The sequence below is a fragment of the Streptomyces sp. NPDC058457 genome, assembly GCF_042720695.1.
In the GTDB taxonomy this organism is placed as follows: Bacteria; Actinomycetota; Actinomycetes; order Streptomycetales; family Streptomycetaceae; genus Streptomyces.
Map to the genome: position 1 here is coordinate 1 of NZ_JBHXLU010000043.1, position 23,108 is coordinate 23,108.

Genomic DNA, 23,108 nt, shown 5'->3' on the forward strand with positions numbered 1-23,108 from the left:
CGGCCGCCCCGCCCCCCGGCTCCTCCCCGGCCTACGCTGCGAGCACCTTCTCCAACGATCCCAGCGCCGACCGCAGTTCCTCCGCCGTGACGGTCAGCGGCGGGGCCAGCCGGATCGTGGAGCCGTGGGTGTCCTTGACCAGCACGCCCTCGCGCATCAGGCGTTCGCCGATCTCCCGACCGGTGCCGATCGCGGGGTCCACGTCGACGCCCGCCCACAGCCCGCGCGAGCGGAAGCCGACCACGCCCCTGCCGACCAGCTCCGCCAGGCCGTCCCGCAGGACCACGCCCAGCTCGGTGGCCCGGCGCTGGAAGTCGCCGCTCTCCAGCAGCTCGACCACCGCGGTGCCGACCGCCGCCGCGAGCGGGTTGCCGCCGAACGTCGAGCCGTGCTCGCCGGGGTGCAGCACCCCCAGCACCTCCCGCCGGGCCACCACCGCCGACACCGGCACGATCCCGCCGCCCAGCGCCTTGCCGAGCAGCAGCATGTCCGGGACGACGTCCTCGTGGTCGACGGCGAGGGTACGGCCGGTGCGGCCGAGGCCGGACTGGATCTCGTCGGCGATGAACAGGCAGCCCTTGCGGCGGGTCAGTTCCCGGACTCCGGTCAGATAGCCGTCGTCGGGGATGAGCACCCCCGCCTCGCCCTGGATGGGCTCGATCAGCACGGCCGCAGTGGTCTCGTCGACCGCCGCCTCCAGCGCGGCCAGGTCGTTGTACGGCACGATCCGGAAGCCCGGCGTGAACGGGCCGAAGCCCGCGCGGGCGGTCTCGTCGGTGGAGAAGCTGACGATCGTGGTCGTGCGGCCGTGGAAGTTGTCCGCGGCGACGACGATCGTGGCCAGGTCGGCCGGGACGCCCTTCACGTCGTACGCCCATTTACGGGCCACCTTGATGCCGGACTCGACCGCCTCGGCGCCGGTGTTCATCGGGAGCACCATGTCCAGGCCGGTCAACTCCGCGAGCCGTTCGGCGAATTCGGCGAGCCTGTCGTTGTGGAAGGCGCGCGAGGTGAGGGTGAGGCGGTCCAGCTGGCGGTGCGCGGCCTCGATCAGTGCCGGGTGGCGGTGGCCGAAGTTGAGGGCCGAGTAACCGGCCAGCATGTCGAGGTAGCGGCGGCCCTCGACGTCCTCCACCCACGTGCCCTCGGCGCGGGCCACGACGACGGGCAGCGGGTGGTAGTTGTGCGCGAGGACCGGTCCCTCCGCCTCGATCAGCTCGGCGGAGGTGCGTGCGCGTGCGGGTGCGGTCATCAGGGGGATCTCCTGGTCCTCAGCGGATTTCCTGGGTGCAGCACTTGATGCCGCCGCCTGCCTTGTGGAACTCCGACAGGTCGACGGGGACGGGCTCGTAGCCCTGGTCGGCGAGCCGGGCGGCGAGCGCCTCGGCCTGCGGCGCGATGAAGACGTGGCGGCCGTCGGAGACGGAGTTCAGGCCCCACGCCATGGCGTCGTCGCGGGTGGCGAGCACCGCGTCCGGGAACAGCCGGCGCAGTACCTCGCGGCTGCCGGGGGAGAAGGCCTCGGGGTAGTAAACGATGTTCTCGTCGTCCAGGACGAACAGCGCCGTGTCCAGGTGGTAGAAGTACGGGTCCACCAGGGTCAGGCTGATCACCGGGTGGCCGAAGAACTCCTGGGCCTCCCGGTGCGCCTCGCGGCTGGTGCGGAAACCGGTGCCGGCGAGCAGGTACCGGCCCGTCCAGACCAGGTCGCCCTCGCCCTCGACGACCGAGCCCGGACGGTGCACGTCATAGCCCGCGGTCTTGAACCAGAGGTCGTAGTGGGAGGACTCGGGGCGCCGCTCGGGAGCATGGAAGAGCGAGCCGAAGACGCGGCCGCCGACGACGACCGCCGAGTTCGCGGCGAACACCATGTCGGGCAGGCCGGGCACCGGCTCCAGCCGGTCGACACTGTGGCCATGGGCGCGGTAGGCGCTGATCAGCGCGGTCCACTGCTCCCGGGCCAGGTCGACGTCGACCCTGGTGTCGGGGTTCATCCAGGGATTGATCGCGTACTGCACGGCGAAATGTCTGGGTTCGCAGACAAGAAAGCGCCGAGGGCGCTGCACACGGCTTTCGGACACAGAGGGGTTCCTCCGCTTTCCCGCGGTGTCGACTGAGGGTTGACACCAAGGTAGAAAGCGTCGGATACGGACGACAAGAAACAAATGTTGCGCGTCTGCGCAGGAACGCTGCGTCTCCGGTCGTACAAACGCAGCATCGGTGCGTTTACTCCGGTACCGGGTGCGTGGCCCCGGCCTCCGGGCTTTCCGGGAGCAGATGCGACAGCACCATCACGCTGATCGTCTTCCGGATGAAGGGCTCCACCCGGATCCGCTCCAGCACCTCCTCGAAGTGGTCCACGTCCCGGGCCCGCACATGCAGCAGGGCGTCCGCGCCGCCGGTCACCGTCATGGCCGCGGTGATCTCCGGATGGTTGCGGACCACCTCCGCGAGCCGCCGCGGCGGGGCCGCGCCCTCGCAGTACACCTCGACGTACGCCTCCGTGCGCCAGCCGAGGGCCGCCGGGGTGACGGTGGCCGTGAACCCGGTGATCACACCGGTCTCGCGGAGCCGGTCGACCCGCCGCTTCACGGCCGTCGCGGAGAGCCCGACGGCCGCGCCGATCTCGGCGAAACTGGTCCGCGCGTTCGCCATCAACGCGGTGGTGATCTTCCGGTCGAGATCGTCGAAGGGGACGGTGCCGCTGTTCATGACCGCACTGTAACCACGGGCGAAGACAGTTCGGGAACACCACTTCGTCCGCCGCGAACGTCCACGTCCGGCACATGTCCAGCGCCGCGTTCCGCCGCCTACACTCCGTTCATGCTGCGCGCCCTCGCCGTCGACGACGAACGCCCCTCGCTGGAGGAGTTGCTGTATCTGCTGCACGCCGATCCGCGCATCGGAAGCGTCGAGGGCGCCGGGGACGCCACCGAGGCGCTGCGCCGCATCACCCGCGCACTGGAGTCAGGGCCCCAGGGCCCCGAGGCCATCGACGTCGTCTTCCTCGACGTCCAGATGCCCGGCCTGGACGGCCTGGACCTGGCCCGGCTGCTCACCGGCTTCGCCCGGCCCCCGCTGGTCGTCTTCGTCACCGCCCACGAGGACTTCGCGGTACGGGCCTTCGACCTCAAGGCGGTCGACTACGTCCTGAAGCCGGTCCGCAAGGAACGTCTCGCGGAAGCGGTACGCCGGGCCGCCGAACTGCGCGGCACCGCACCCCGGATACCCGTGCACGAACCCGACCCCGACCACATACCCGTCGAACTGGGCGGCGTGACACGGTTCGTGACGGTGGACGACATCACGCACGTCGAGGCCCAGGGCGACTACGCCCGTCTGCACACCGACCGCGGCAGCCACCTGGTCCGCATCCCGCTGTCCACCCTGGAGGACCGCTGGCGCTCCCGCGGCTTCGTCCGCATCCACCGCCGCCACCTGGTCGCGCTCCGCCACATCGGCGAACTCCGCCTGGACGCGGGCGCGGTGAGCGTCCTGGTCGGGACCGAGGAGCTCCAGGTCAGCCGGCGGCACGCCCGCGAGCTACGGGACCTGCTGATGAGGAGGGCCTGACGGTGGCCGCGGACCCCGCCGAGCGCCGGGTCACCGTCACCGGCCCGCCCCGCCGCAGCCGCCGCACCTCCGGCTACTACCGGCCGCGCACCGAGATCGACGAGCAGACCACCCTCGGCCACACCTACGTCCGCTCCCTCATGCGCAGCCAACTGCGCGTCGCCCTGGTCGTGTTCGCCGTCCTGGTCCTGCTCGTCGGCCCGCTCCCGCTGGTCTTCGCCGCCGCTCCCCAGACGCGCCGCCTGGAGTGGCTGGTGCTCGGCTTCTGCCTGTACGCCCCGCTGATCCTCCTCGCCCGCTGGTACGTGCGCCGCGCCGAACGCAACGAGGAGGACTTCGTCCGCCTCGTCGAGGACCGACAGGACCGATGAACTCCAGCCCCGACGAGGCCAGATGAACTCCAGCTATGCCGTCCCGGCGGTGGCCCTCGTCGTCGTCGCGACCGTCCTCGTGGGCGCCTTCGGGCTGCGCATCTCCCGGACCACGTCCGACTTCTACGTCGCCTCACGCACCGTCGGCCCCCGCCTCAACGCGGCCGCGATCAGCGGCGAGTACCTCTCCGCCGCCTCCTTCCTGGGCATCGCGGGACTGGTCCTCGTCCAGGGCCCCGACATGCTCTGGTACCCGGTCGGCTACACCGCCGGCTACCTCGTCCTCCTGCTCTTCGTCGCCGCCCCGCTGCGCCGCTCCGGTGCCTACACCCTCCCCGACTTCGCCGAGGCCCGGCTCGCCTCGCAGCCGGTACGACGGCTGGCCGGGGCGTTCGTCGTCGGCGTCGGCTGGCTCTACCTGCTGCCCCAACTCCAGGGCGCCGGACTTACGTTGTCGGTCCTCACCGGCGCCCCCGACGCGCTCGGCGGGCTCATCGTCGCCGTGGTCGTCGTCGCCACCGTGGCCGCCGGCGGCATGCGCAGCATCACCTTCGTGCAGGCCTTCCAATACTGGCTGAAACTCACCGCCCTGCTCGTCCCCGCCCTCTTCCTCGTCCTCGCCTGGCAGCGCGCCGGCGCGCCCGTCCACGCCTTCGACGAACCGGCCACCTTCCGCACCCAGCGGGTGGTGGACGTCAAGGACACCCTCTCCCTCCGGCTCGACCGCCCGCTCACGGTCACCGTCACCGGCACGGTCGACGGCCGCCCGCACGAGGACACCAGGGTCACCCTCCCCGAGGGCACCCACCGCATCACCGCCGGCACCCGCCTGACCTTCGCCAAGGGCACCCGCGTCCCCGCCACCGACCGGGGCACCAACGGCGGCATGTCCACCTCGCTCGCCGAGAGCCGCGAGGAACGCCCGCTGTACGCCACGTACGGCCTGATCCTCGCCACCTTCCTCGGCACCATGGGCCTGCCGCACGTCGTCGTCCGCTTCTACACCAGCCCGCACGGCGTCGCCGCCCGCCGCACCACGGTCGCCGTCCTCGCCCTGATCGGCCTCTTCTACCTGCTGCCGCCCGTCTACGGCGCCCTCGGCCGCCTCTACACCCCCGAGCTCACCCTCACCGGCGAGACGGACGCCGCCGTCCTGCTGCTGCCCGACCGGGTCGTCGGCGGCCTCGGCGGCGACCTGCTCGGCGCGCTGGTGGCGGGCGGCGCCTTCGCCGCGTTCCTCTCCACCGCCTCCGGCCTCACCATGGCGGTCGCCGGCGTCCTCACCCAGGACGTCCTCCCGTCGCGCGGCGTACGGCACTTCAGGCTGGGGACGGTCCTCGCCATGGCCGTACCGCTCGCCGCGAGCGTGCTGGTGGGCGGCCTGCCGGTCGCCGACGCCGTCGGCCTGGCCTTCGCCGTGTCCGCCTCCTCCTTCTGCCCGCTGCTGGTCCTCGGCATCTGGTGGCGCCGGCTGACCCCGCCCGGTGCGGCCGCCGGGATGCTGGCCGGGGGCGGCTCGGCGTTCTGCGCGGTGGCCGCGACGATGGCCGACCTGCCGGGCACCGGTGACCTGCACGCCCTGCTGGCCTGGCCGGCGCTCTGGTCGGTACCGCTGGGCTTCCTCACCATGATCCTGGTCTCCCTGGCGACCCCCGGCCGGGTACCGCCCGGAACAGCCGCGATCCTGGCCCGCTTCCACCTGCCGGAAGAGCTGCGCGCGGAGGTGAAGGCGTGACCGGGTTCCTGGCCGGTCTCTGCGTGGCCGTACTCCCGCTGCTCGCCGCCGGCTTCTGGCTCGGCCGCCGCACCGCACGCCCCGAGAGCCTCGGCGGCCTCGGCACCGCCGTCGAGCACGCCACCTTCGAGACCCTGCACACCGCCGCCCTCGCCGCACCCCCGCTGCGCGCGGGCCTCACCGAGGAGACCGCCCGCCGCTCGGCCCGCCGGCTGCGCACCCTGCTCGGCACCGACGCCCTCTGCCTCACCGACCACGAGAACCTGCTGGTCTGGGACGGCGTCGGCGACCACCACCGCACCGAGATCATGGAACGGCTCCCCGGACCACTGGAGTCCGGCCGCGGCGAGGCCTTCCGGCTGCACTGCGAGATGCCCGACTGCCCGGTCCGCTGGGCCGTGATCACCCCCCTCACCGTCGACGACCGCGTCCACGGCACCCTGGTCGCCTGCGCCCCACGCGAGTCCGCCGTCCTGGTCCGGGCGGCCGGCGAGGTCGCCCGCTGGGTCAGCGTCCAGCTGGAGCTGGCCGACCTGGACCGCTCCCGGACCCGCCTCATCGAGGCCGAGATCCGCGCCCTGCGCGCCCAGATCTCCCCGCACTTCATCTTCAACTCGCTCGCGGTGATCGCCTCGTTCGTCCGCACAGACCCCGAGCGGGCCCGCGAACTGCTGCTGGAGTTCGCCGACTTCACCCGCTACTCGTTCCGCAGGCACGGCGACTTCACCACCCTCGCCGACGAACTCCACGCCATCGACCACTACCTGGCGCTGGTCCGGGCCCGCTTCGGCGACCGCCTCACGGTCACCCTGCAGATCGCCCCCGAGGTGCTCCCGGTCACCCTGCCCTTCCTCTGCCTGCAGCCCCTGGTCGAGAACGCCGTCAAACACGGCCTGGAGGGCAAGACCGGCACCTGCCACATCCAGATCACCGCCCAGGACGAGGGCGCCGAGGCCCTGGTCGTCATCGAGGACGACGGCGCGGGCATGGACCCGGTCCTGCTGCGCCGCATCCTCGCCGGCGAGACCAGCCCCTCCGGCGGCATCGGCCTGTCCAACGTCGACGACCGGCTCCGCCAGGTCTACGGCGACGACCACGGCCTCGTCATCGAGACCGCCCTGGGCGCGGGCATGAAGATCACCGCCCGGCTGCCCAAGTACCAGCCGGGCGTGCACTAGGCGCTCCGCTGGAAGCGCCGTGTGGGGTCGTCGTTCGTCTGCGGCGCCGTTGTGGCTGGTCGCGCCCACGCGGCGGCAGCCGCACATTCAATACAGCCCCGCGCCCCCTTCGGGGCGCTTCAGCCGACCTGTGTCAGTTGCTCTGGGTTGCCACCATCGCCAGTGTCAGCAGGCCCAGCACCACCCAGCCGAACCAGAGCCAGCCGTTGCTGCCGAGCGCCACCGTGTAGGCCGTCACCACCACCAGCCCCCCGACGGTGAGAACACCCATCGCCTTGGTGGCACCGTTCGAGCCGTTCGCAGAACCGGGCATCGCGACACCCTCCTCATGGTCCGTCTCCCTCCATGGTGCCCCCGTTCTGCTTCCTGACGGTGCACACGACGAAATGAGCGCCGGTCTTCCACATCAGCTCGCCGACCAAGGAGGCCGCCTGGTACACGGAGGGATCGAATCCGTAGTCCCCGGGCGGCACGTCCCGCGCACAGGCCGCGTCCTGCTGCTTCGCCGCCTGCGCGAGCGTCAGGCCGGCTCCCAGCCGCGTGAACCCGAGCACCTCCTGATCGTGCGGCCCCGAGCACGCGACGAGCAGGGCGGTCCGCGCGGGCGGCACCCGCAGACAGTCCCGCTTCTGCATGGTGCCCACATCCGTGAACGCGGCCCCCTCCTTGCGGAACCCGTCCAACGGCCCGTACAGCGGTCCGTGCGCCCCCAGCACCAGACACGCGACCCGCCCCCCGGCCGCCTCGAACCCCGCCTCGCTCGGTACGACGGCGACGGACCGCACGTCCGCCAGCCTGCTGCGCAGCACCCTGGTCCGCTCCGCGCACCCGGCGGACCCCTGTGCCCGCGCCTCGGCGGCCGACGCCACCAGCACGGACGTCATCACCTGACCGTCCGGCGCCCGGTCCGCACAGGTCGGGTCGACAGTGAGCGTCGGGGTCCCGGCGAAGCGCGTCCCGCTGCCCCACTCGGCGACGACACAGTCACCCGCCTTGAGAGGACGGGCGAGCCCCACCGTGCCGCCGTAGGGCTCGGCCGTGGAACCGGCGCCCTGATGCGCCACGGCCCACCAGACCCCGGTCAGGGCGAGCACCAGACCCAGGGCGGCGGCGAGGGCGGCCCGCAGCGCCCGGGGGAGCGGTCGTCGCCGGTGGCCGGGAGAAGGCGCGGACGGCCGGTCCCGGCCCGGGCCGCCCGCGACGACGTCAGGCGCCTCGGGGGAGGCGCCCCGGGGCGGCACGGAACCGGGAGCGGTCCGGGTACGGTCGTAGGCCTCCGCCCGGGACGACACGATCAGCGACAGCGCGGCCTCGGCCTCGGCCGCCGGGATGCGCCGCGCCGGATCCTTGGCCAGCATCGTCGCCAGCACGGGGGCCAGCGCACCCGCCCGCACCGGCGGATCCGGCTCCTCGGTCACCACGGCGGTGATCTCCGCCAGCTGCGAACCCCGCTCGAACGGCCCCCGCCCCTCCACCGCGAAATACAGCGTGCACCCCAGGGAGAACAGGTCGGCGGCCGGTGTCGGCGGCCCGCCCGTGGCCCGCTCCGGCGCCAGATATCCCGAGGTGCCGACCAGCGCCGACGGCAGCGTGTACCGGGTGTGCCCGGCGTCGGGCTGCACCGAGATGCCGTAGTCCGTCAGCAGGACCCGGGCGTACGGCGCGCCCGTGCGGTCCGGGGCGAGCAGGATGTTCGCCGGCTTCACGTCCCGGTGCAGCACGCCCCGTTCGTGCCCGGCGGTCAGGGCATCGAGGACGCCGAGGCCGATCCGGGCACACTCGGCAGGCGACACCGGACCGTGCCGCACCATGAGCTCCTGCAGATCGGTCGCGCCCGGCACGTACTCCATGACGATCCAGGGCAGGCCCTCGTGCTCCAGCACGTCGTGCACGGTCACCACATGCGGATGGCCGCGCAGTCCGGCCGCGTTCCGCGCCTCCGTCCGGGCCCGCGCGACCCGGGCCGTGCGGTCCCGTTCGTCCGCGTCCCGCAGCACGATCTCCTTGAGCGCGACCTCGCACTCCAGTCTCATGTCGTGGGCGAGCCAGACATGCCCCATCCCGCCGCTGCCCAGTCGGTTCAGCAGCACATACCGGCCGGCGACGACCCGGCCCCCGCCCGACGTCGGTGTTCCTCGATACATCCGGTCACTCCCGGGTCAGCTGTCACACCTCGCTCGCGCCGTCGCCTCCGGCGTCCGGCGCGGGCGCATCACTCGCCGGTTCACTGCCGGCGGTCTGGGTGACGGGCGGCGGCTCCGAGGGCGCCGCCGGGCTCGAAGAGAACGTCGCGACGGCGCTGGACGGTGTGACGGGGTCCGTGACCGGGTCTGTGGCGGGGGCCGACGACGTGTCCGACGAGACGGACGAAGGCGACACGAAGGACGACGGTGACGGCGACGTCGGCGCGGACGACGGTGACGAAGGCGCGGACGGCGACGGCGACGGCGACGGTGATACGACCGGGGAGGTGTCCGCCGACGCCGAGGACGAAGTGGGTGGCGAGGGTGAGTCCGAGTCCCCGCCGACGGTTCCGGAGGACGCCGAGGATGCCGGGGGCGCCGAGGGCGACGGCCCGTCCGAGCCGTCGCCCTCGGCCACGCGCAGCGTCACGTACTCCCCGAACGCCAGCCGTGTCCCTGCCACCGGATCAGAGCCCAGCACCCGGGCGTCGTCGGGCGGCAGCTCCGGACCGTCGGCCGCGGCGGTCAGCCCCGCGTCCGCGAGCAGCCGGCTCGCCTCCCCGAAGGAGGTCCCCGCGACCTCGGGCACCGCGTGCCGGTCACCGGTGCGGAACACGGTGTCCCGCGCGCCCCCCGTCCCCACCGGCCGCTCGATGCCCCGTGCGGGGTCGGTGACATCCACCAGCGCGAGCCGCTCCAGCGGCCGTGCGGTGGGCCGTACGGTCGTCACCTCGTCGCGGTCGTAGCCGGGCCACTTCTTGTTGCCATGGCGGAACTCGACCTTGACACGCCCCGGGTCGCCCTTGAACGGCAGGAGCGGATTTCCGCATGAGCATTTCACGGTGGGCTGTCCCTGCCTGTCGACCAGCACGGCTGTTCCGGCCTGGAGCAGGGAATTGAAGGGGGTGGCGGTGCCGTCCTTGTAGTCGTGGTTCTCCACGAGAGTGTCGTGACGCAGGAGAACAGGGGTGAGGCGGTCGAGATAATCCGGAATCCGCGCGGTGGTGATGTGGAGGACACCGGCCCATGCCTGTGCCTTGCGGTGATTCGCGGGATCGGTGAGGAATTCCTTGAGTTTCTCGACGTCACAGATCGTCGGCTGCCGGGTGCCGCCGTAAAGCCCGGGCGAGTCACCCTGCTGGATATGCCCCCGCACCGGCAGCGAACGGACCTGGACGTCGTGCCCGAGTCCCTGGTGCTCGTCGACGAATGGATTCAGCGTGGAAACACCGGCGGCCACCGCTTCGACCACGGACCGGGGCGAAGCCCGGCCGCATCCGCCGAGCACCAGGAGCGGAATCAGAACCACGAGCACACACGCCCTGTGCAGAAAAGCGCGAAGTGTCATCACCGCTCCCCCCGGCGGTTTTGGCCTCTCGCGCCTTATGCTACTGAATGAGAAGCCTTTCAGCCCTTGCGTGCGTGCAATGAGGCCAAATAGGCGTTGTACGCCTCGAGTTCCTTGTCGCCGTCCCGGTCGGCGGCCCGGTCCTGGCGCCGGGCCTGGCGCTGCTCGGAGCCGTACCACTGGAACAGCAGGGCGATCAGCACCAGTACGGACGGGACCTCGCTGAACGCCCAGGCGATTCCGCCGGCCGCGTTCTGGTCGGAGAGCGCGTCGATACCGAGCGAGGCGGGCGGATTCTTGAACGTCTCGACCATCGGCTCCGACGCCATCATCAGCGCGATGCCGAAGAACGCGTGGAACGGCATGCCCGCGAACAGCTCCAGCATGCGCATGAGATACCCCGGCCGGTTCGGTCCCGGGTCGACGCCGATGATCGGCCAGAAGAAGACGACACCGACGGCGAGGAAGTGCACCATCATCGCGATGTGCCCGGCCTTCGAGCCCATCAGGAAGTCGAACAGCGGGGTGAAGTAGAGCGCGTAGAGGCTCGCGATGAACAGCGGGATGGTGAAGGCGGGATGGGTGACGATCCGCATGTACCGGCTGTGCAGCAGGGCCAGCAGCAGCTCACGCGGCCCCTTCCGGCCCCTCCCGGCGACGGGCAGCGCGCGCAGCGCCAGGGTCACCGGGGCGCCCAGCAGGATCAGGATGGGCGACAGCATGCTGATGATCATGTGCTGCACCATGTGCACGCTGAACATGACCATCCCGTAATCGTTCAGCCTGGTGCACATCACGAGCATGATGGTGAGCACCCCGAGGACGAACGACACGGTCCGACCCACGGACCACGAGTCCCCGCGCCGCCGCAGCCGCACCACACCCCATCCGTACAGTGCGAGCCCGGCGACACAAGCGACAAGAAAGAAGGGATCCGCCGACCACTCCAGTCCGCGCCCCAGCGTGAACGGCGGCAGATCCATGGTCATGCCGTGCCCGCTGTGATCCATCCGCCGGCTCCTGATTCGTGGGGGGTTGTGCGTTTACTGCCGCCCACAAGACTAGAACCGCCGTCGGCAACTCTTACGACCGGGGCCACTGGAGCGCCCCGTCAGGGGCGCGGGGAACTGCGCGACCAGCCCCCACACACCCGCAGACAACACACAACCGCAACCCTTAAAGCACGGTCTCCGCTTCCTCGTACCGCTCCGTCGGCACCGTCTTCAACGTCTCCACGGCCTCCGCCAGCGGCACCATCACGATGTCCGTCCCCCGCAGCGCGGTCATGCGACCGAACTCCCCCCGGTGCACGGCCTCCACCGCATGCCACCCGAACCGCGTCGCCAGGACGCGGTCGTACGCGGTCGGCGTCCCACCCCGCTGCACATGCCCGAGGATGACCGGCCGTGCCTCCTTGCCGAGCCGCTGCTCCAGCTCGACGGAGAGCTGCCGGGCGATCCCGGCGAACCGCTCATGGCCGTAGACGTCCTTGCCGCCCTCGTCGAAGGCCATCGTGCCCGCCTTCGGCTTGGCCCCCTCCGCCGCGACGACGATCGCGAACCGCTTGCCCGCCTCGAACCGCTCGCCGACCCGGCGGGCCAACTCCTCGATGTCGAAGGGCCGCTCCGGTACGACGATGGCGTGGGCGCCGGCCGCCATGCCGGAATGCAGGGCGATCCAGCCGGTGTGCCGGCCCATGACCTCCACGACGAGCACCCGCTGGTGGGACTCGGCGGTGGTCTTCAGCCGGTCGAGCGCCTCGGTGGCGACCCCCACGGCCGTGTCGAAGCCGAAGGTCACGTCGGTGACGGCGATGTCGTTGTCGATGGTCTTCGGCACGCCCACGATCGGCAGCCCGGCGTCGGACATCAGCCGGGCCGCCTTCAGGGTGCCCTCACCGCCGATCGGGATGATCGCGTCGAGCCCGAGCTCGGCGACGTGGCCCCTGGCCCGCTCCACGCCGTCCCGCAGATGCGAGGGCTGGACCCGGGAGGACCCGAGGATGGTGCCGCCGCGGGCCAGGATGCCGGCCACGGCGTCGAGGTCGAGCTTGAGGTAGTCGCACTCCAGGAGGCCCTTCCAGCCGTCCCGGAAGCCGATGACCTCGTCGCCGTGGTCGGCGACGGCACGGTGCACGACGGACCGGATGACGGCGTTCAGGCCGGGGCAGTCGCCGCCGGACGTGAGGACACCAATGCGCATAGCCCGAAACAACCTTCTCCACGTGGGCCGGAGACCGGACCACGCTGTCCGGCTGACATCGCGGCCACCCTACCGGCGCAAGGGGGTCATTCCGCACCGGGCGTCCGCCTGCTGGACGGGCCCGCACATGTGAGCGGACACCGTGTCAGGCGGGCCCCGGAACCGGCCGTTCCAGTAGGGTCAGGCGGGCTGCTGAGCGGCCGCGATGCGCTCGTTGCGGAGCGCTTCGTACCAGTGGTCGTCGATCGGCGGCAGCGCGTTCACGTCGAGCGCCAGTTTCAGCAGCAGGTCCGCGATGAGCGGGTTGCGGGCGAGGACGGGCCCGTGCATGTACGTGCCGAAGACGGTGTCGTTGTACGCGCCCTCCGTGCCGTCCCCGGTGCCGTTGCCCTTGCCCAGCTGGACCCGGGCGAGGGGGCGGGCGGTGGGGCCGAGCTGGGTGACGCCCTGGTGGTTCTCGAACCCGGTGAGCGGGGGCAGCCCGAGGCGCGGGTCGATGTCGGCGAGGACGTCGCCGACACACCGCTCGCCGGTGCCGCGCACGGTCGTCACGTCGAGCAGGCCGAGGCCCGGCTCCCGCTGCCCGAGGTCGTTGATGAACTCGTGCCCGAGGATCTGGTAACCGGCGCAGACGGAGAACACGATCGCGCCGTTCTCCACCGCCCGGTACAGGTGCCCGTCCCGGCGCAGCCGCTCGGCGGCGAGCCGCTGCGGACGGTCCTCACCGCCGCCGATCAGGTAGATGTCGCCGGAGGTCGGGATCGGCTGGTCGCTGCGGACGTCGAGCCGGGCCACGTCGAGACCGCGCTGCCGGGCCCGCCGCTCCACGACGAGCGCGTTGCCCTGGTCGCCGTAGGTGCTGAGCAGGTCGGGGTAGATCCACACCAGCCGCAGTTGGTTGTCGCTCATGAACTGTTCGTCCTTCGTGGTCAGTTGCCGACGCGGCGGCGCAGGTCCTGGAACGCGGTGTAGTTCGCGATGACCTCGATCCGGCCCGGCGGGCACATCTGGACGGCCTGGTCGAGGGTGTCGCAGACCTGGAAGTGCTGGTTCGCGACCTCCAGACGCACCGCGAGGTCCAGCTTGCGGTCGCCGAGCACGAAGATCGGGTGACCGGTCAGGCGCGTGTAGTCCACGTCCCACAGCCAGGAGGTGTCGGTGCCGTCCGCGCCGCGCGCGTTCACCGAGAGGATCACCGGCGCCGGCGGCGGGTCGATGAGCGAGAACGTCTCCAGCCAGCCGGCCGGGTTCTTGGCAAGGAGCAGACGCAGTTCGCGCCCCTGGAACTGCACGACGTCGTAGCGTCCCGCCACGGCCTGCACCTGGTACATCCGCTCCAGGGCGACCTGCGGCGGCACCCCGAAGACGGCGGCGACGGCGGCCGAGGAGGCCGCGTTCGCCTTGTTGGCGCGCCCCGGCAGCTGCAGGTGGATCGGCCAGGCGGATCCGTGCGGGTCGAGGACGTGGTCCCCGGAGAGCACCCAGCTCGGCGTCGGCCGCCGGAACCCGCACTCACCGCAGAACCAGTCGTCGCCTGGCCGCTGCATCACGCCGCCGCAGGACGGGCAGGACCAGGCGTCGTCCTTCCACATCTGCCCCGCGGCGACCCAGATCACGTTGGGGGAGGAGGACGCGGCCCACACCACCAGCGGGTCGTCGCAGTTCGCCACGATGACGGCCTTGGTGCCGGCCAGGCCCTCCCGCCAGTTCTCGGCGAGCATCCGGGTCTCGGCGGCGCGGTCGAGCTGGTCGCGGGAGAGGTTGAGCAGCGCGATGCACTTGGGGTCGGTGTCCCGGGCCACCCCGGCGAGGTACTTCTCGTCGACCTCGATGACACCGAACTTGGACTCCGAGCCACCCGCCAGCGCCGACGTGATGCCGGCCGGCATGTTGGCCCCGAGCGCGTTGGACACGACCGGCCCCGCGGCCTTCAGCGCCTCGGCGATGAGCCGGGTGGTCGTCGTCTTGCCGTTCGTCGCCGAGACGAGGGTGACGTCCAGGTTCTGGGCGAGCCGGGCGAGAAGGTCGGGGTCGAGTTTGAGCGCGACCCGGCCACCGATCACGGAGCCGCTGCCGCGACCCGCCGCCCGGGACGCCGCCGCGACCGCCTTGCCCGCGGTCACGGCCAGCTTGGCCCGCGGCGTGAGCGGGTCCGAGTTGCCTGCCATCAGTTCTCGATCCTCCTTGCGTACGCGCCGCGCCTGAGCCATCCGGCAACGTGGTGTGAGGTCAGCCTATCGAGATCCATTCGCACACCCGAATTCCGGCCCGTGCCTGCGCGGCGAGCAGGGGCCGATCCGAACCGTACCCTTGCGGCCATGCGACACGGTTCCATTCCGGGCGCCCATGGGCGGGTCCGGCCTCTCACCCTGCTCGGCGACCCCGTTCTGCACGCCCGTTGCGCGGAGGTCACCGACTTCGGCCCCGAACTCTCCCGGCTGGTGGAGGACTTGTTCGCCACGATGTACGCGGCCGAGGGCGTGGGCCTGGCGGCGAACCAGGTGGGGGAGCCGCTGCGGGTGTTCGTCTTCGACTGCCCCGACGACGAGGACGTCCGCCACCTGGGCCACGTGGTCAATCCGCGCCTGGTGACGGCGGACGGCGTGACACTCCGCGGCCCCGAGGGCTGCCTGTCCCTGCCGGGCCTGGAGGCGGGCACGGAGCGGTACGACCACGCGGTGGTCGAGGGCTTCACGGCGACGGGGGAGCCGATCACGATCCACGCCACGGGTTTCTTCGCGAGGTGCCTCCAGCACGAGACCGACCACTTGGAAGGCCGCGTCTACGCCGACCGCGTCACAGGCCGGCGCAAGCGCAAGCTGATGCGACAGGTGGCGAAGTCCTCTTGGCACCGGTGAGGACATCCCCCCGTCCTTTAGGGGCGCGGGGCTGTGTTTGATTTGCGGCTGCCGCCGCGCGGGCGCGACCAGCCCCCACCGGCGGTCAGCCGAAACTGAACCCCTCAGAACCCCGGACCCCCGACCTTGTCCCCCGCAGCCGCCAACCGACCCCACAGCAGGTCCGCCAGACTCTTCACCAATTCCGCACGAGTACACGGCCGCTCCCCGAGCCACCAGTCCCCGGCCGCATGCATCATCCCGACGATCCCGTGCCCCCACACCCGCGCCAGCTGCTGACTCCCGGGCCCGAGATCCAGCCGGTCCTCGATGACCTGCGCCAGCTCCTCACCCATCCGCCGCAACAGCGGAGCCGAGTGCTTCCCCACGTCGAACCCCTGGTCGGTCCCCGTGCCGCCCTCCGCGGGATGCATCAGGAACCGGTACACCTGAGGCCGCGCCTCGATCGCCGCGAGGTACGTGTCCAGGGTCGCCTCGACGCGCTCGCGGCGCTCCGCGGGAGCGTCGAGCGCAGCCCGCAACGAGTTCAGCAGCGCGTCCGTGTGCCGCTTGGCCAGCGCTGCGTACAGCCCGCTCTTGTCGCCGAAGTGGCGGTAGAGGATGGGTTTGGTGATGCCCGCCTCCGCCGCGATGGCGTTCATGGAAGCCTGTGGGCCGTCCCGCAGCACCACCCGGTCGGCGGCCTCCAGCAGCTCGCGCCGTCGGCGGTCGGCGGACCTCTGCTGTTCGGTCCGCTGCGTGGTGTCCATGTGCTCTCCCCACCCCGTGCTGTTTCGGTGACGCCTGCGCAAACTAACACCTGACAGCCAACCGCTCTCGAACTGGCTGCCGAGGTGACCTTGGGAGTTGACTTTTCCTACCGACGAGTAACAGACTCGGGTTACCGCTAGTAACACATTATGCGCCGCCGCTGGAGGAGTCATGGCCGAGTTCACCATGGAACTCAACGACGAACAGAAGGAGGTCCGGGACTGGCTGCACGGTTTCGCCGCCGACGTCATCCGTCCTGCGGCCGCCGAATGGGACGAGCGTGAGGAGACTCCCTGGCCGGTCATCCAGGAGGCCGCGAAGGTCGGCATCTACTCCCTCGACTTCTACGCCCAGCAGTACTTCGACCCCACCGGCCTCGGCATCCCGATGGCCATGGAGGAGCTGTTCTGGGGCGACGCGGGCATCGCCCTGTCGATCGTGGGCACGGGCCTCGCCGCCGTCGGCGTCCTCGCCAACGGCACCGAGGAGCAGATCGGCACCTGGATCCCCCAGATGTACGGCGACACCAACGACGTCAAGGTCGCCGCGTTCTGCTCCTCCGAGCCCGACGCCGGCTCCGACGTGGCCTCCATGCGCACCCGGGCCGTCTACGACGAGGCCAAGGACGAGTGGGTGATCAACGGCACGAAGACCTGGGCGACCAACGGCGGCATCGCCAACGTCCACGTCGTCGTGGCGGTCGTCGACCCGGAGCTCGGTTCCAAGGGCCACGCGTCCTTCATCGTCCCGCCGGGGACGCCCGGGCTCTCCCAGGGCCAGAAGTTCAAGAAGCACGGGATCCGCGCCTCGCACACCGCCGAGGTCGTCCTGGACGGCGTCCGGGTGCCCGGCTCCTGCCTGCTCGGCGGCAAGCAGAAGCTGGACGAGCGCCTGGCCCGGGCCCGGGAACGGGCGAAGTCGGGCGGCGAGCGGGTGAAGAACGCGGCGATGGCCACGTTCGAAGCGAGCCGCCCTGCGGTGGGGGCGATGGCGGTGGGCACCGCGCGGGCCGCGTACGAGGTCGCGCTCGACTACGCCATGACCCGTGAGCAGTTCGGGCGGCCGATCATCGACAACCAGGGGGTGGCCTTCCAGCTCGCGGACATGCGGACGGCCGTCGACGCGGCCCGGCTGCTGGTGTGGCGGGCGTCCTGGATGGCGATCAACGGCAGGCCGTTCACCGCGGCCGAGGGGTCGATGTCGAAGCTGTTCGCGAGCGAGACGGCGAAGAAGGTGACCGCCCAGGCGATCCAGATCCTGGGCGGCAACGGGTACACGCGGGAGTATCCGGTGGAGCGGATGCACCGCGATGCGGCGATCTACACGATCTTCGAGGGGACGAGTGAGATCCAGCGGCTGGTGATTGCGCGGACCTTGTCGGGGATGCCGATCCGGTAGCGCTCTGGCTCACCGGTGCTTCAACGGTGTGAGTTGCTCGATGTCGTAGCGGCTCCGGAGTTCCTCGATCGCCTCGTGGTCCGGGGGACCGTCGCTGCCCAGGATCTCCAGGAGTTCCTCGAAGTAGCGCTCGTGATCGGGCGGCGGCGATGCCTGGAAGAACATCTTCGCCGGAGTCTCCGTCGGGTTGGCGAAAGCGTGCGGGCACCCCGGTGGTACGACGATGACCGTACCCGGAGTCGCCCGCACCACCCTCGTGCCCGAACTCGACTCCCACTTCTGCCAGTTGTCGGGGGTGCGGATCCGGGGCTCGAAGGCGAGGACGTCCAGCTCGCCTTCGAGCACGTAGAACAACTCCTCGCTCCGGGTGTGCACATGGGCGCCCACGTCGAACCCCGGTGGGACCTCCACCTCGAAGGTGGAGGCGATCCGCGAGTGTGTGCCCGTCACTTTGAACGTGACGCGCTGAGCCGGCGTGTGGACCACGCGTCCCTGGCCTGGTGGCACGAGGAGTCCCTCCGCGAGTCCCTCCGTGAGTCCCTCGGTCGTCGTCATGGGCCACTCACCACGTCACCGGTAGTGCCTCGGGTCCCCGGATCAACGCACCCTTTCTGAAGGGGACCTGCTCCGGGGGCACGGCGAGCCGCAGCCCGGGCAGCCGGTCGAGGAGGGCGTCGACCAGCAGCTCCTCCTCCAGCCTGCCCAGCTGGCCGCCGGGACAGTAGTGCGGGCCGAACCCGAAGGAGACGTGCGGGTTGGGGCTGCGGGTGAAGTCGATCGTCTCGGGGTCCGGGAAGACGTCCGGGTCCCGGTTGGCGGCCAGGTACGAGACGTAGATCGGATCGCCCGCGCGGATCCGTACGCCCTTGATGTCCACGTCCCGCGTGGCGATCCGGGACAGCCCGACCGCACTGCGGTGCGGGATGTAGCGCAGGAGCTCGTCGATCGCCCGGGGGCGGATCTCCGGCTCGGTGCGCAGCCGGTCGAGGAGGTCGAGGCGGGTCAGCAGCAGGTAGAACAGCTGCCCGCTGTTGTTGGTGACCGCCTCGCCGCCGATCTGGAGGAGGACGGCGAGACCGACGGCCTCCTCCAGGGTCACCTCGCCGCGGCCCACGGCCGCGCCCAGCAGGGAGGCCACGTCCTCGCCCGTACTTCCCTCGCGCAGGGTGACGAGGTCGGCGAAGTAGGCGCTCATCTCGCGCTTGGCCTTCTCGCTGACCTCCTTGCCATGACTGGAGGACAGGATCAGCTGGGTCCAGACGTGCATGGTGTGCCGGTCGGCGGCCGGCACGCCCATCACCTCGCAGATCACCGCGATGGGGAACGGGCTCAGGATCGTCGCCGTGAGATCGGCGGGCGGGCCGTCCTGGACGAGCTCGTCGACGAGCTCGTCCAGCATCCGGCGGGCCTTCTCCCGGACCCGCTCCACGCCCTTGGAGGTGAGCGCGGAGGCCACCGAGCGGCGCAGCCGCGTATGGTCGGGCGGGTCCAGGAAGCCGACCGCGCCGCGGTCCGGGATGAAGTGCGGGGCGAGCCGGGTGACCGGCTGCTCCATCACGGCCTCGCGGCTGAACCGGGGGTCGTTGGCCACCATCCGTACGTCGTCGTACCGGGTGACCAGCCACGCCCAGCCCTCCCCGTTGGGGAGCTGGATCCGGCTGACCGGACCCTCCCGCATCAGCTCGGCCAGGGTGGGGTCGAAATCCACCCCCGTCAGGTCCGGCACCTCCCAGTGCCGGACCGGACAGGCGGCCTCACCGCGGGCCTCGTCGGCGGAGTCGAGTGGTTCGGTGAGTGTCATCGAGGTCAGTCCGCCTCTTCGTCCGAACGCCGCCAGCGACCCAGCGACATTTCCGCGGTGATGCCGGGACCGAACCCGGCCAGCAGGCCGCGCGCCTGGTGCTCGGCACCGCCCTCGTCGAACATCCGGCGCAGTGCGTCCAGGACGACGGCGCTGGCGATGTTGCCGTACTCGGTGAGCGTGGCCCGGCTGAACCGGAAGGCGTGCGGGTCGACCTGGAGGAACTTGCTCAGGTCGTCCAGGATGCGCGGCCCGCCCGCGTGGACTATGTAGAAGTCCAGGTCGGACGCGTCCCAGCCGTGCAGTCCGGCCAGGTCCTGGAGAGCCGGCGCCAGCGGCTCCATGGTCGCCGGGACCCGCTTGTCCAGCAGGAAGTGGAACCCGGTGGCCCGCACGTCGTACATGATCCACTCCTCGGTCTTCGGGATCAGGTACGAGCCGTTGCGTTCGAGTTCGACGCCCGTGCCGCCCTTGCCGCGGACCACGGCGGCGGCGATGCCGTCACCGAAGAGGCCGTTGGAGAGCAGCGAGCCGACGCCGAGGTCGGTCGGCTGGTAGCACAGCGAGCAGAACTCGCAGGCCACGATGAGCGCGTTGGCGTCCGGGTACGCCGAGCAGAAGTCGTGCGCCCGGTTGATCGCCGCTCCGCCGGCCGCGCAGCCGAGCTGCGCGATGGGGATCTGGCGGGTCGTGGAGTCGAAGTCCATCTCGTTGATCAGCCACGCCGTGAGCGAGGGCATCATGAAGCCCGTGCACGAGACGTAGATGATCACGTCGATGTCGCTGGTGAGCAGTTCGGCGTCGTCGAGCGCCCGCTGGATCACTGCGGGAACCCGGGCCTTGGCCTCGACCTCGTAGAGCTTGTTGCGCTCCTCGAAGCCGGGGTGCTTCAGGGTTTCCTCGATCGGCTGCACGATGTGCCGGGTGCGAACGCCCGTGTTCTCGATCAGTCTCAGCGCCAGCGGCAGCTGCGGGTGGTTCTCGTGGTGGGAGCGCGCCAGTTCCAGCGTCTCCTCCATCGTGATCACGTACTCCGGGACCGACACTGAGGGTTTGCACAAAGTCGCCATGAACCGTGCCTGCTTTCAGCCTTCCGGCGGGTTTGGGCCCGACCGGTCAGAGAGGTGGTTCACCTCAGGAGGTGGTTCCCTCACGATCACCCGTGAGGGCGATGATCTCTCGCCGGACTACTCCGAACCGGTGACCCCGTGTCAGGGTCGGAGCAGCACAGAGCTATCCGTACGAGGAGGACGCGATGCCCGGCACGGCCGCGGAAATGCTGAAGATGACCAGGTCAGAGCTTGCCCCGGACCCGAACGCCAATCCATTGGTCCCCCTCGTCGCCAGCGGCAGGGCGAGCCTGGAGACACTCGCCGCACTTGCCCTGGAACAACACCAAGTGATCCCCGCCGACCGACGCGCGTTCCTGCATCTGGCGCAGCGCGCCTCCGAGGAGCCGGCGGCCGCCGGGTTCTTCACCATGCTGGCCGAGGGCGAGGAACTGGCGGCAGAGCGGCTGGGCGCGTTCACCGAGGCGTGCGAAGTGGATGAAGAGCGCATGCAAGCGTACGAGCCCCTACCGGGCTGCCAGGCGTACCCGGCGTACATCTCCTGGCTCGCCCTCAACGCAACCCCGACGGACGCCGTCCTCGCCATCACGGCCAACTTCGCGACGTGGGGCACCTATTGCGCGACCATCGCGAAGGGCCTGCGCACGCACTACGGCTTCACCGGCGAGGCCTGCGCCTTCTTCGACCTCTTCGCGACCCCGGCCCCGGCACTGGACGTACAGGCAACGGCAGCGGTGCAGGCGGGACTGGACACCGGCCGCCTGGACGAGAAGCGGGTGTACGCCTACGGCCGTCTACTCCAGGCGTACGAGGCGATGTTCTGGACGTCGCTCAGCTGATCGCTTTTAGGGGCGCGGGGCTGTATCGATTTGCGGCTGCCGCCGCGTGGGCGCGAGCGACCCCCACTAACCCGCACCCGCCGAACGACCGTCACTCCCCACTGCTGTGGGCGATACAAGCCACGTCGATCCGATCAGCGAGCTTTGCGAGCTCGATGGTCAGAGCGGCCACCGTGTCCTCGTCCAGCCCGCCCTCGTCGGCCTCCACCAGACGCAGCCACCGTGCCCCCAACGTCCGCAACAACTTACTCACGTCGGCCGCGGCCACCTGCAAGGTACCGCGGTCGTCGACGATCAGAGGCAGGGTCACTTCGCGGTTCACACCCGGGATCGTAGCCGTGCAACCGTCACGCACCCTGCCAAACGGTGGTGATGTTGCAGAACTCCCGGATTCCGTGCCCGGACAGCTCACGGCCGTATCCGGACCGCTTGACCCCGCCGAAGGGGAACGCCGGGTGGGAGGCGGTCATGCCGTTGACGAACACGCCGCCGGCCTCCAGGTCCCGTACGAACCGGTCCACCTCGGCCTCGTCCCGCGTCCACACGTTCGAACTCAGCCCGAAGGGCGAGTCGTTGGCGATGAGGATCGCCTCGTCCAGGTCCCCCGCCCGGTACAGCGTGGCCACCGGCCCGAACGCCTCCTCGCGGTGGATGCGCATGTCGCGGTGGATCCCGGCGAGGACGGTCGGCGGGTAGTACCAGCCGGGCCCGTCCGGCCGCTGCCCGCCGCACAGCACCTGCACACCCGACCGCTTGGCGTCCTCGACCAGCTCCTCCAGATCCTTGCGGCCCTGCTCGCTCGCGAGCGGCCCGACGTCCGTCTCCTCGTCCATCGGGTCGCCCGTCCGCAGCGCCGCCATCCCCGCCACGAACCGCTCGGCGAACGCGTCGTAGACGTCCGCGTGCACGATGAACCGCTTCGCGGCGATGCACGACTGCCCGTTGTTCTGCACCCGCGCGGTCACCGCGATCTTCGCGGCGCGGTCGATGTCGGCGGAGGGCATCACCACGAAGGGATCGCTGCCGCCCAGTTCCAGGACCGTCTTCTTGATCATCTCGCCTGCGGTGGAGGCGACCGCGCGGCCCGCGGGTTCGCTGCCGGTGAGCGTCGCCGCCTTCACCCGCTCGTCGCGCAGGATGTCGTCGACCGCGCCGGAGCCGATCAGCAGGGTCTGGAAGCAGCCCTCGGTGAACCCCGCCCGGTGGAACAGGTCCTCCAGGTACAGGGCGGTCTGCGGGACGTTGGACGCGTGCTTGAGCAGGCCCACGTTGCCCGCCATCAGCGCGGGCGCGGCGAAGCGGACCACCTGCCAGAGCGGGAAGTTCCACGGCATGACCGCCAGTACCGGACCGACGGGGCGGTAGCGCACCCGGACCCGGGACGCGCCCGAGTCCTTCACGTCCGTCTCCGCCGGCTCCTCGTCGGCCAGCAGCTCCGCCGCGTGGTCGGCGTACCAGCGCATCGCCTTCGCGCACTTGGCGGCCTCCGCACGGGCCTGCCTCAGCGGCTTGCCCATCTCGGTGGTCATGGTGCGCGCGATGTCGTCCAGGTCCGCGTCCAGCAGGTCGGCGGACCGGTGCAGCAGCCGGGCGCGCTCGGCGAAGGTGCTCGTGCGGTACGTGCGGAACGTCGCCTCGGCGAGTTCGAGCCGGCGTTCGAGCTCGTCCTCGTCCATGGCCTCGAACGTTTCGAGCGTCTCGCCGTTCGCCGGGTTGACCGTGGCGATGGGCATGGCTGACCTCCCTGGGAGCGGGCTTGCTACGACCTTCCCGCGCGACCGGGCCGACCGCAACGTAGGAGG

The 23,108-nt window shown here is 70.9% G+C and carries 23 protein-coding genes; 7 read left to right on the forward strand and 16 right to left on the reverse strand.

Features of this window, described 5'->3' with window-relative positions:
• Window positions 1-31: 31 nt before the first annotated feature.
• The 3 genes from rocD to ACFWPS_RS29135 form a co-directional block, all read right to left on the reverse strand.
• On the reverse strand, window positions 32-1,252 hold the full coding sequence (gene rocD / locus ACFWPS_RS29125) for an ornithine--oxo-acid transaminase (protein WP_383709893.1): 1,221 nt from the start codon (window positions 1,250-1,252) through the stop codon (window positions 32-34).
• 19 nt (window positions 1,253-1,271) lie between these two features.
• The gene (gene ddaH, locus ACFWPS_RS29130) at window positions 1,272-2,081 is read right to left on the reverse strand and encodes a dimethylargininase (protein WP_383709896.1); all 810 of its coding nucleotides are present in this window, start codon (window positions 2,079-2,081) and stop codon (window positions 1,272-1,274) included.
• Window positions 2,082-2,226: 145 nt separating this feature from the next.
• Window positions 2,227-2,712, reverse strand: a complete 486-nt coding sequence (locus tag ACFWPS_RS29135; RefSeq protein ID WP_361298191.1) for an Lrp/AsnC family transcriptional regulator — start codon at window positions 2,710-2,712, stop codon at window positions 2,227-2,229.
• Window positions 2,713-2,823: 111 nt separating this feature from the next.
• Here ACFWPS_RS29135 and ACFWPS_RS29140 point away from each other — a divergent pair, with 111 nt between their 5' ends.
• Genes ACFWPS_RS29140 through ACFWPS_RS29155 form a run of 4 tightly spaced genes read left to right on the forward strand, consistent with a single transcriptional unit; the run spans window position 2,824 to window position 6,857 of the window.
• Window positions 2,824-3,573: a LytR/AlgR family response regulator transcription factor gene (locus tag ACFWPS_RS29140; protein WP_383709899.1), complete on the forward strand. Its 750-nt coding sequence runs from the start codon at window positions 2,824-2,826 to the stop codon at window positions 3,571-3,573.
• A gap of 2 nt (window positions 3,574-3,575) precedes the next feature.
• Complete coding sequence (locus ACFWPS_RS29145) at window positions 3,576-3,944, forward strand: hypothetical protein (RefSeq protein WP_383709901.1); 369 nt, start codon at window positions 3,576-3,578, stop codon at window positions 3,942-3,944.
• 22 nt (window positions 3,945-3,966) lie between these two features.
• Entirely contained in the window at window positions 3,967-5,679 is a 1,713-nt protein-coding gene (locus tag ACFWPS_RS29150) for a cation acetate symporter (protein ID WP_383709903.1), read from the forward strand.
• On the forward strand, window positions 5,676-6,857 hold the full coding sequence (locus ACFWPS_RS29155; RefSeq protein ID WP_383709906.1) for a sensor histidine kinase: 1,182 nt from the start codon (window positions 5,676-5,678) through the stop codon (window positions 6,855-6,857). The genes ACFWPS_RS29150 and ACFWPS_RS29155 overlap by 4 nt, the downstream gene beginning before the upstream one ends.
• 133 nt (window positions 6,858-6,990) lie before the next feature.
• Here ACFWPS_RS29155 and ACFWPS_RS29160 read toward each other — a convergent pair whose 3' ends face one another.
• From ACFWPS_RS29160 to ACFWPS_RS29190, 7 genes are all read right to left on the reverse strand, one after another.
• The gene (locus tag ACFWPS_RS29160; RefSeq protein ID WP_089105431.1) at window positions 6,991-7,170 is read right to left on the reverse strand and encodes a hypothetical protein; all 180 of its coding nucleotides are present in this window, start codon (window positions 7,168-7,170) and stop codon (window positions 6,991-6,993) included.
• A gap of 13 nt (window positions 7,171-7,183) precedes the next feature.
• Window positions 7,184-9,001, reverse strand: a complete 1,818-nt coding sequence (locus tag ACFWPS_RS29165) for a protein kinase (RefSeq protein WP_383709908.1) — start codon at window positions 8,999-9,001, stop codon at window positions 7,184-7,186.
• 22 nt (window positions 9,002-9,023) lie between these two features.
• The gene (locus tag ACFWPS_RS29170; RefSeq protein WP_383709911.1) at window positions 9,024-10,349 is read right to left on the reverse strand and encodes a DUF6777 domain-containing protein; all 1,326 of its coding nucleotides are present in this window, start codon (window positions 10,347-10,349) and stop codon (window positions 9,024-9,026) included.
• A gap of 98 nt (window positions 10,350-10,447) precedes the next feature.
• The gene (locus tag ACFWPS_RS29175; protein WP_383709913.1) at window positions 10,448-11,398 is read right to left on the reverse strand and encodes a cytochrome c oxidase assembly protein; all 951 of its coding nucleotides are present in this window, start codon (window positions 11,396-11,398) and stop codon (window positions 10,448-10,450) included.
• Between the two features lie 166 nt (window positions 11,399-11,564).
• Entirely contained in the window at window positions 11,565-12,590 is a 1,026-nt protein-coding gene (locus tag ACFWPS_RS29180) for a 6-phosphofructokinase (RefSeq protein WP_383709916.1), read from the reverse strand.
• Between the two features lie 180 nt (window positions 12,591-12,770).
• On the reverse strand, window positions 12,771-13,499 hold the full coding sequence (locus tag ACFWPS_RS29185; protein WP_383709919.1) for a type 1 glutamine amidotransferase: 729 nt from the start codon (window positions 13,497-13,499) through the stop codon (window positions 12,771-12,773).
• Window positions 13,500-13,519: 20 nt separating this feature from the next.
• Window positions 13,520-14,758 carry a MurT ligase domain-containing protein gene (locus tag ACFWPS_RS29190; RefSeq protein WP_383709922.1) on the reverse strand — a complete coding sequence of 413 codons (1,239 nt, stop codon included), beginning with the start codon at window positions 14,756-14,758 and terminating at the stop codon, window positions 13,520-13,522.
• Window positions 14,759-14,908: 150 nt separating this feature from the next.
• On the opposite strand from ACFWPS_RS29190, the gene def reads away from it, so the two are divergent.
• Window positions 14,909-15,448, forward strand: coding sequence for a peptide deformylase (gene def / locus ACFWPS_RS29195; protein WP_383709925.1), 540 nt, complete (start codon window positions 14,909-14,911; stop codon window positions 15,446-15,448).
• 104 nt (window positions 15,449-15,552) lie between these two features.
• Here def and ACFWPS_RS29200 read toward each other — a convergent pair whose 3' ends face one another.
• On the reverse strand, window positions 15,553-16,197 hold the full coding sequence (locus ACFWPS_RS29200) for a TetR family transcriptional regulator (RefSeq protein WP_383709927.1): 645 nt from the start codon (window positions 16,195-16,197) through the stop codon (window positions 15,553-15,555).
• A 172-nt stretch (window positions 16,198-16,369) separates the two neighbouring features.
• Between ACFWPS_RS29200 and ACFWPS_RS29205 the strand changes: the two genes are divergently transcribed.
• On the forward strand, window positions 16,370-17,596 hold the full coding sequence (locus ACFWPS_RS29205) for an acyl-CoA dehydrogenase family protein (protein ID WP_383709929.1): 1,227 nt from the start codon (window positions 16,370-16,372) through the stop codon (window positions 17,594-17,596).
• Between the two features lie 9 nt (window positions 17,597-17,605).
• Here the strand turns inward: ACFWPS_RS29205 and ACFWPS_RS29210 are convergent, their stop codons facing one another.
• From ACFWPS_RS29210 to ACFWPS_RS29220, 3 genes are read right to left on the reverse strand one after another with little or no spacing between them, the layout of a single operon-like run.
• The gene (locus ACFWPS_RS29210; protein WP_383709932.1) at window positions 17,606-18,151 is read right to left on the reverse strand and encodes a cupin domain-containing protein; all 546 of its coding nucleotides are present in this window, start codon (window positions 18,149-18,151) and stop codon (window positions 17,606-17,608) included.
• A gap of 7 nt (window positions 18,152-18,158) precedes the next feature.
• Window positions 18,159-19,397, reverse strand: coding sequence for a cytochrome P450 (locus ACFWPS_RS29215; protein WP_383709934.1), 1,239 nt, complete (start codon window positions 19,395-19,397; stop codon window positions 18,159-18,161).
• Window positions 19,398-19,402: 5 nt separating this feature from the next.
• On the reverse strand, window positions 19,403-20,467 hold the full coding sequence (locus tag ACFWPS_RS29220; RefSeq protein ID WP_383709936.1) for a type III polyketide synthase: 1,065 nt from the start codon (window positions 20,465-20,467) through the stop codon (window positions 19,403-19,405).
• A 185-nt stretch (window positions 20,468-20,652) separates the two neighbouring features.
• On the opposite strand from ACFWPS_RS29220, the gene ACFWPS_RS29225 reads away from it, so the two are divergent.
• Window positions 20,653-21,306, forward strand: coding sequence for a transcriptional regulator (locus ACFWPS_RS29225; protein WP_383709939.1), 654 nt, complete (start codon window positions 20,653-20,655; stop codon window positions 21,304-21,306).
• Between the two features lie 91 nt (window positions 21,307-21,397).
• Here ACFWPS_RS29225 and ACFWPS_RS29230 read toward each other — a convergent pair whose 3' ends face one another.
• Together ACFWPS_RS29230 and ACFWPS_RS29235 are read right to left on the reverse strand one after the other, a co-directional pair.
• On the reverse strand, window positions 21,398-21,628 hold the full coding sequence (locus ACFWPS_RS29230) for a DUF6213 family protein (RefSeq protein WP_089105419.1): 231 nt from the start codon (window positions 21,626-21,628) through the stop codon (window positions 21,398-21,400).
• A 25-nt stretch (window positions 21,629-21,653) separates the two neighbouring features.
• Window positions 21,654-23,039, reverse strand: coding sequence for an NADP-dependent succinic semialdehyde dehydrogenase (locus ACFWPS_RS29235; RefSeq protein ID WP_383709942.1), 1,386 nt, complete (start codon window positions 23,037-23,039; stop codon window positions 21,654-21,656).
• Between the last annotated feature and the right edge of the window lie 69 nt (window positions 23,040-23,108).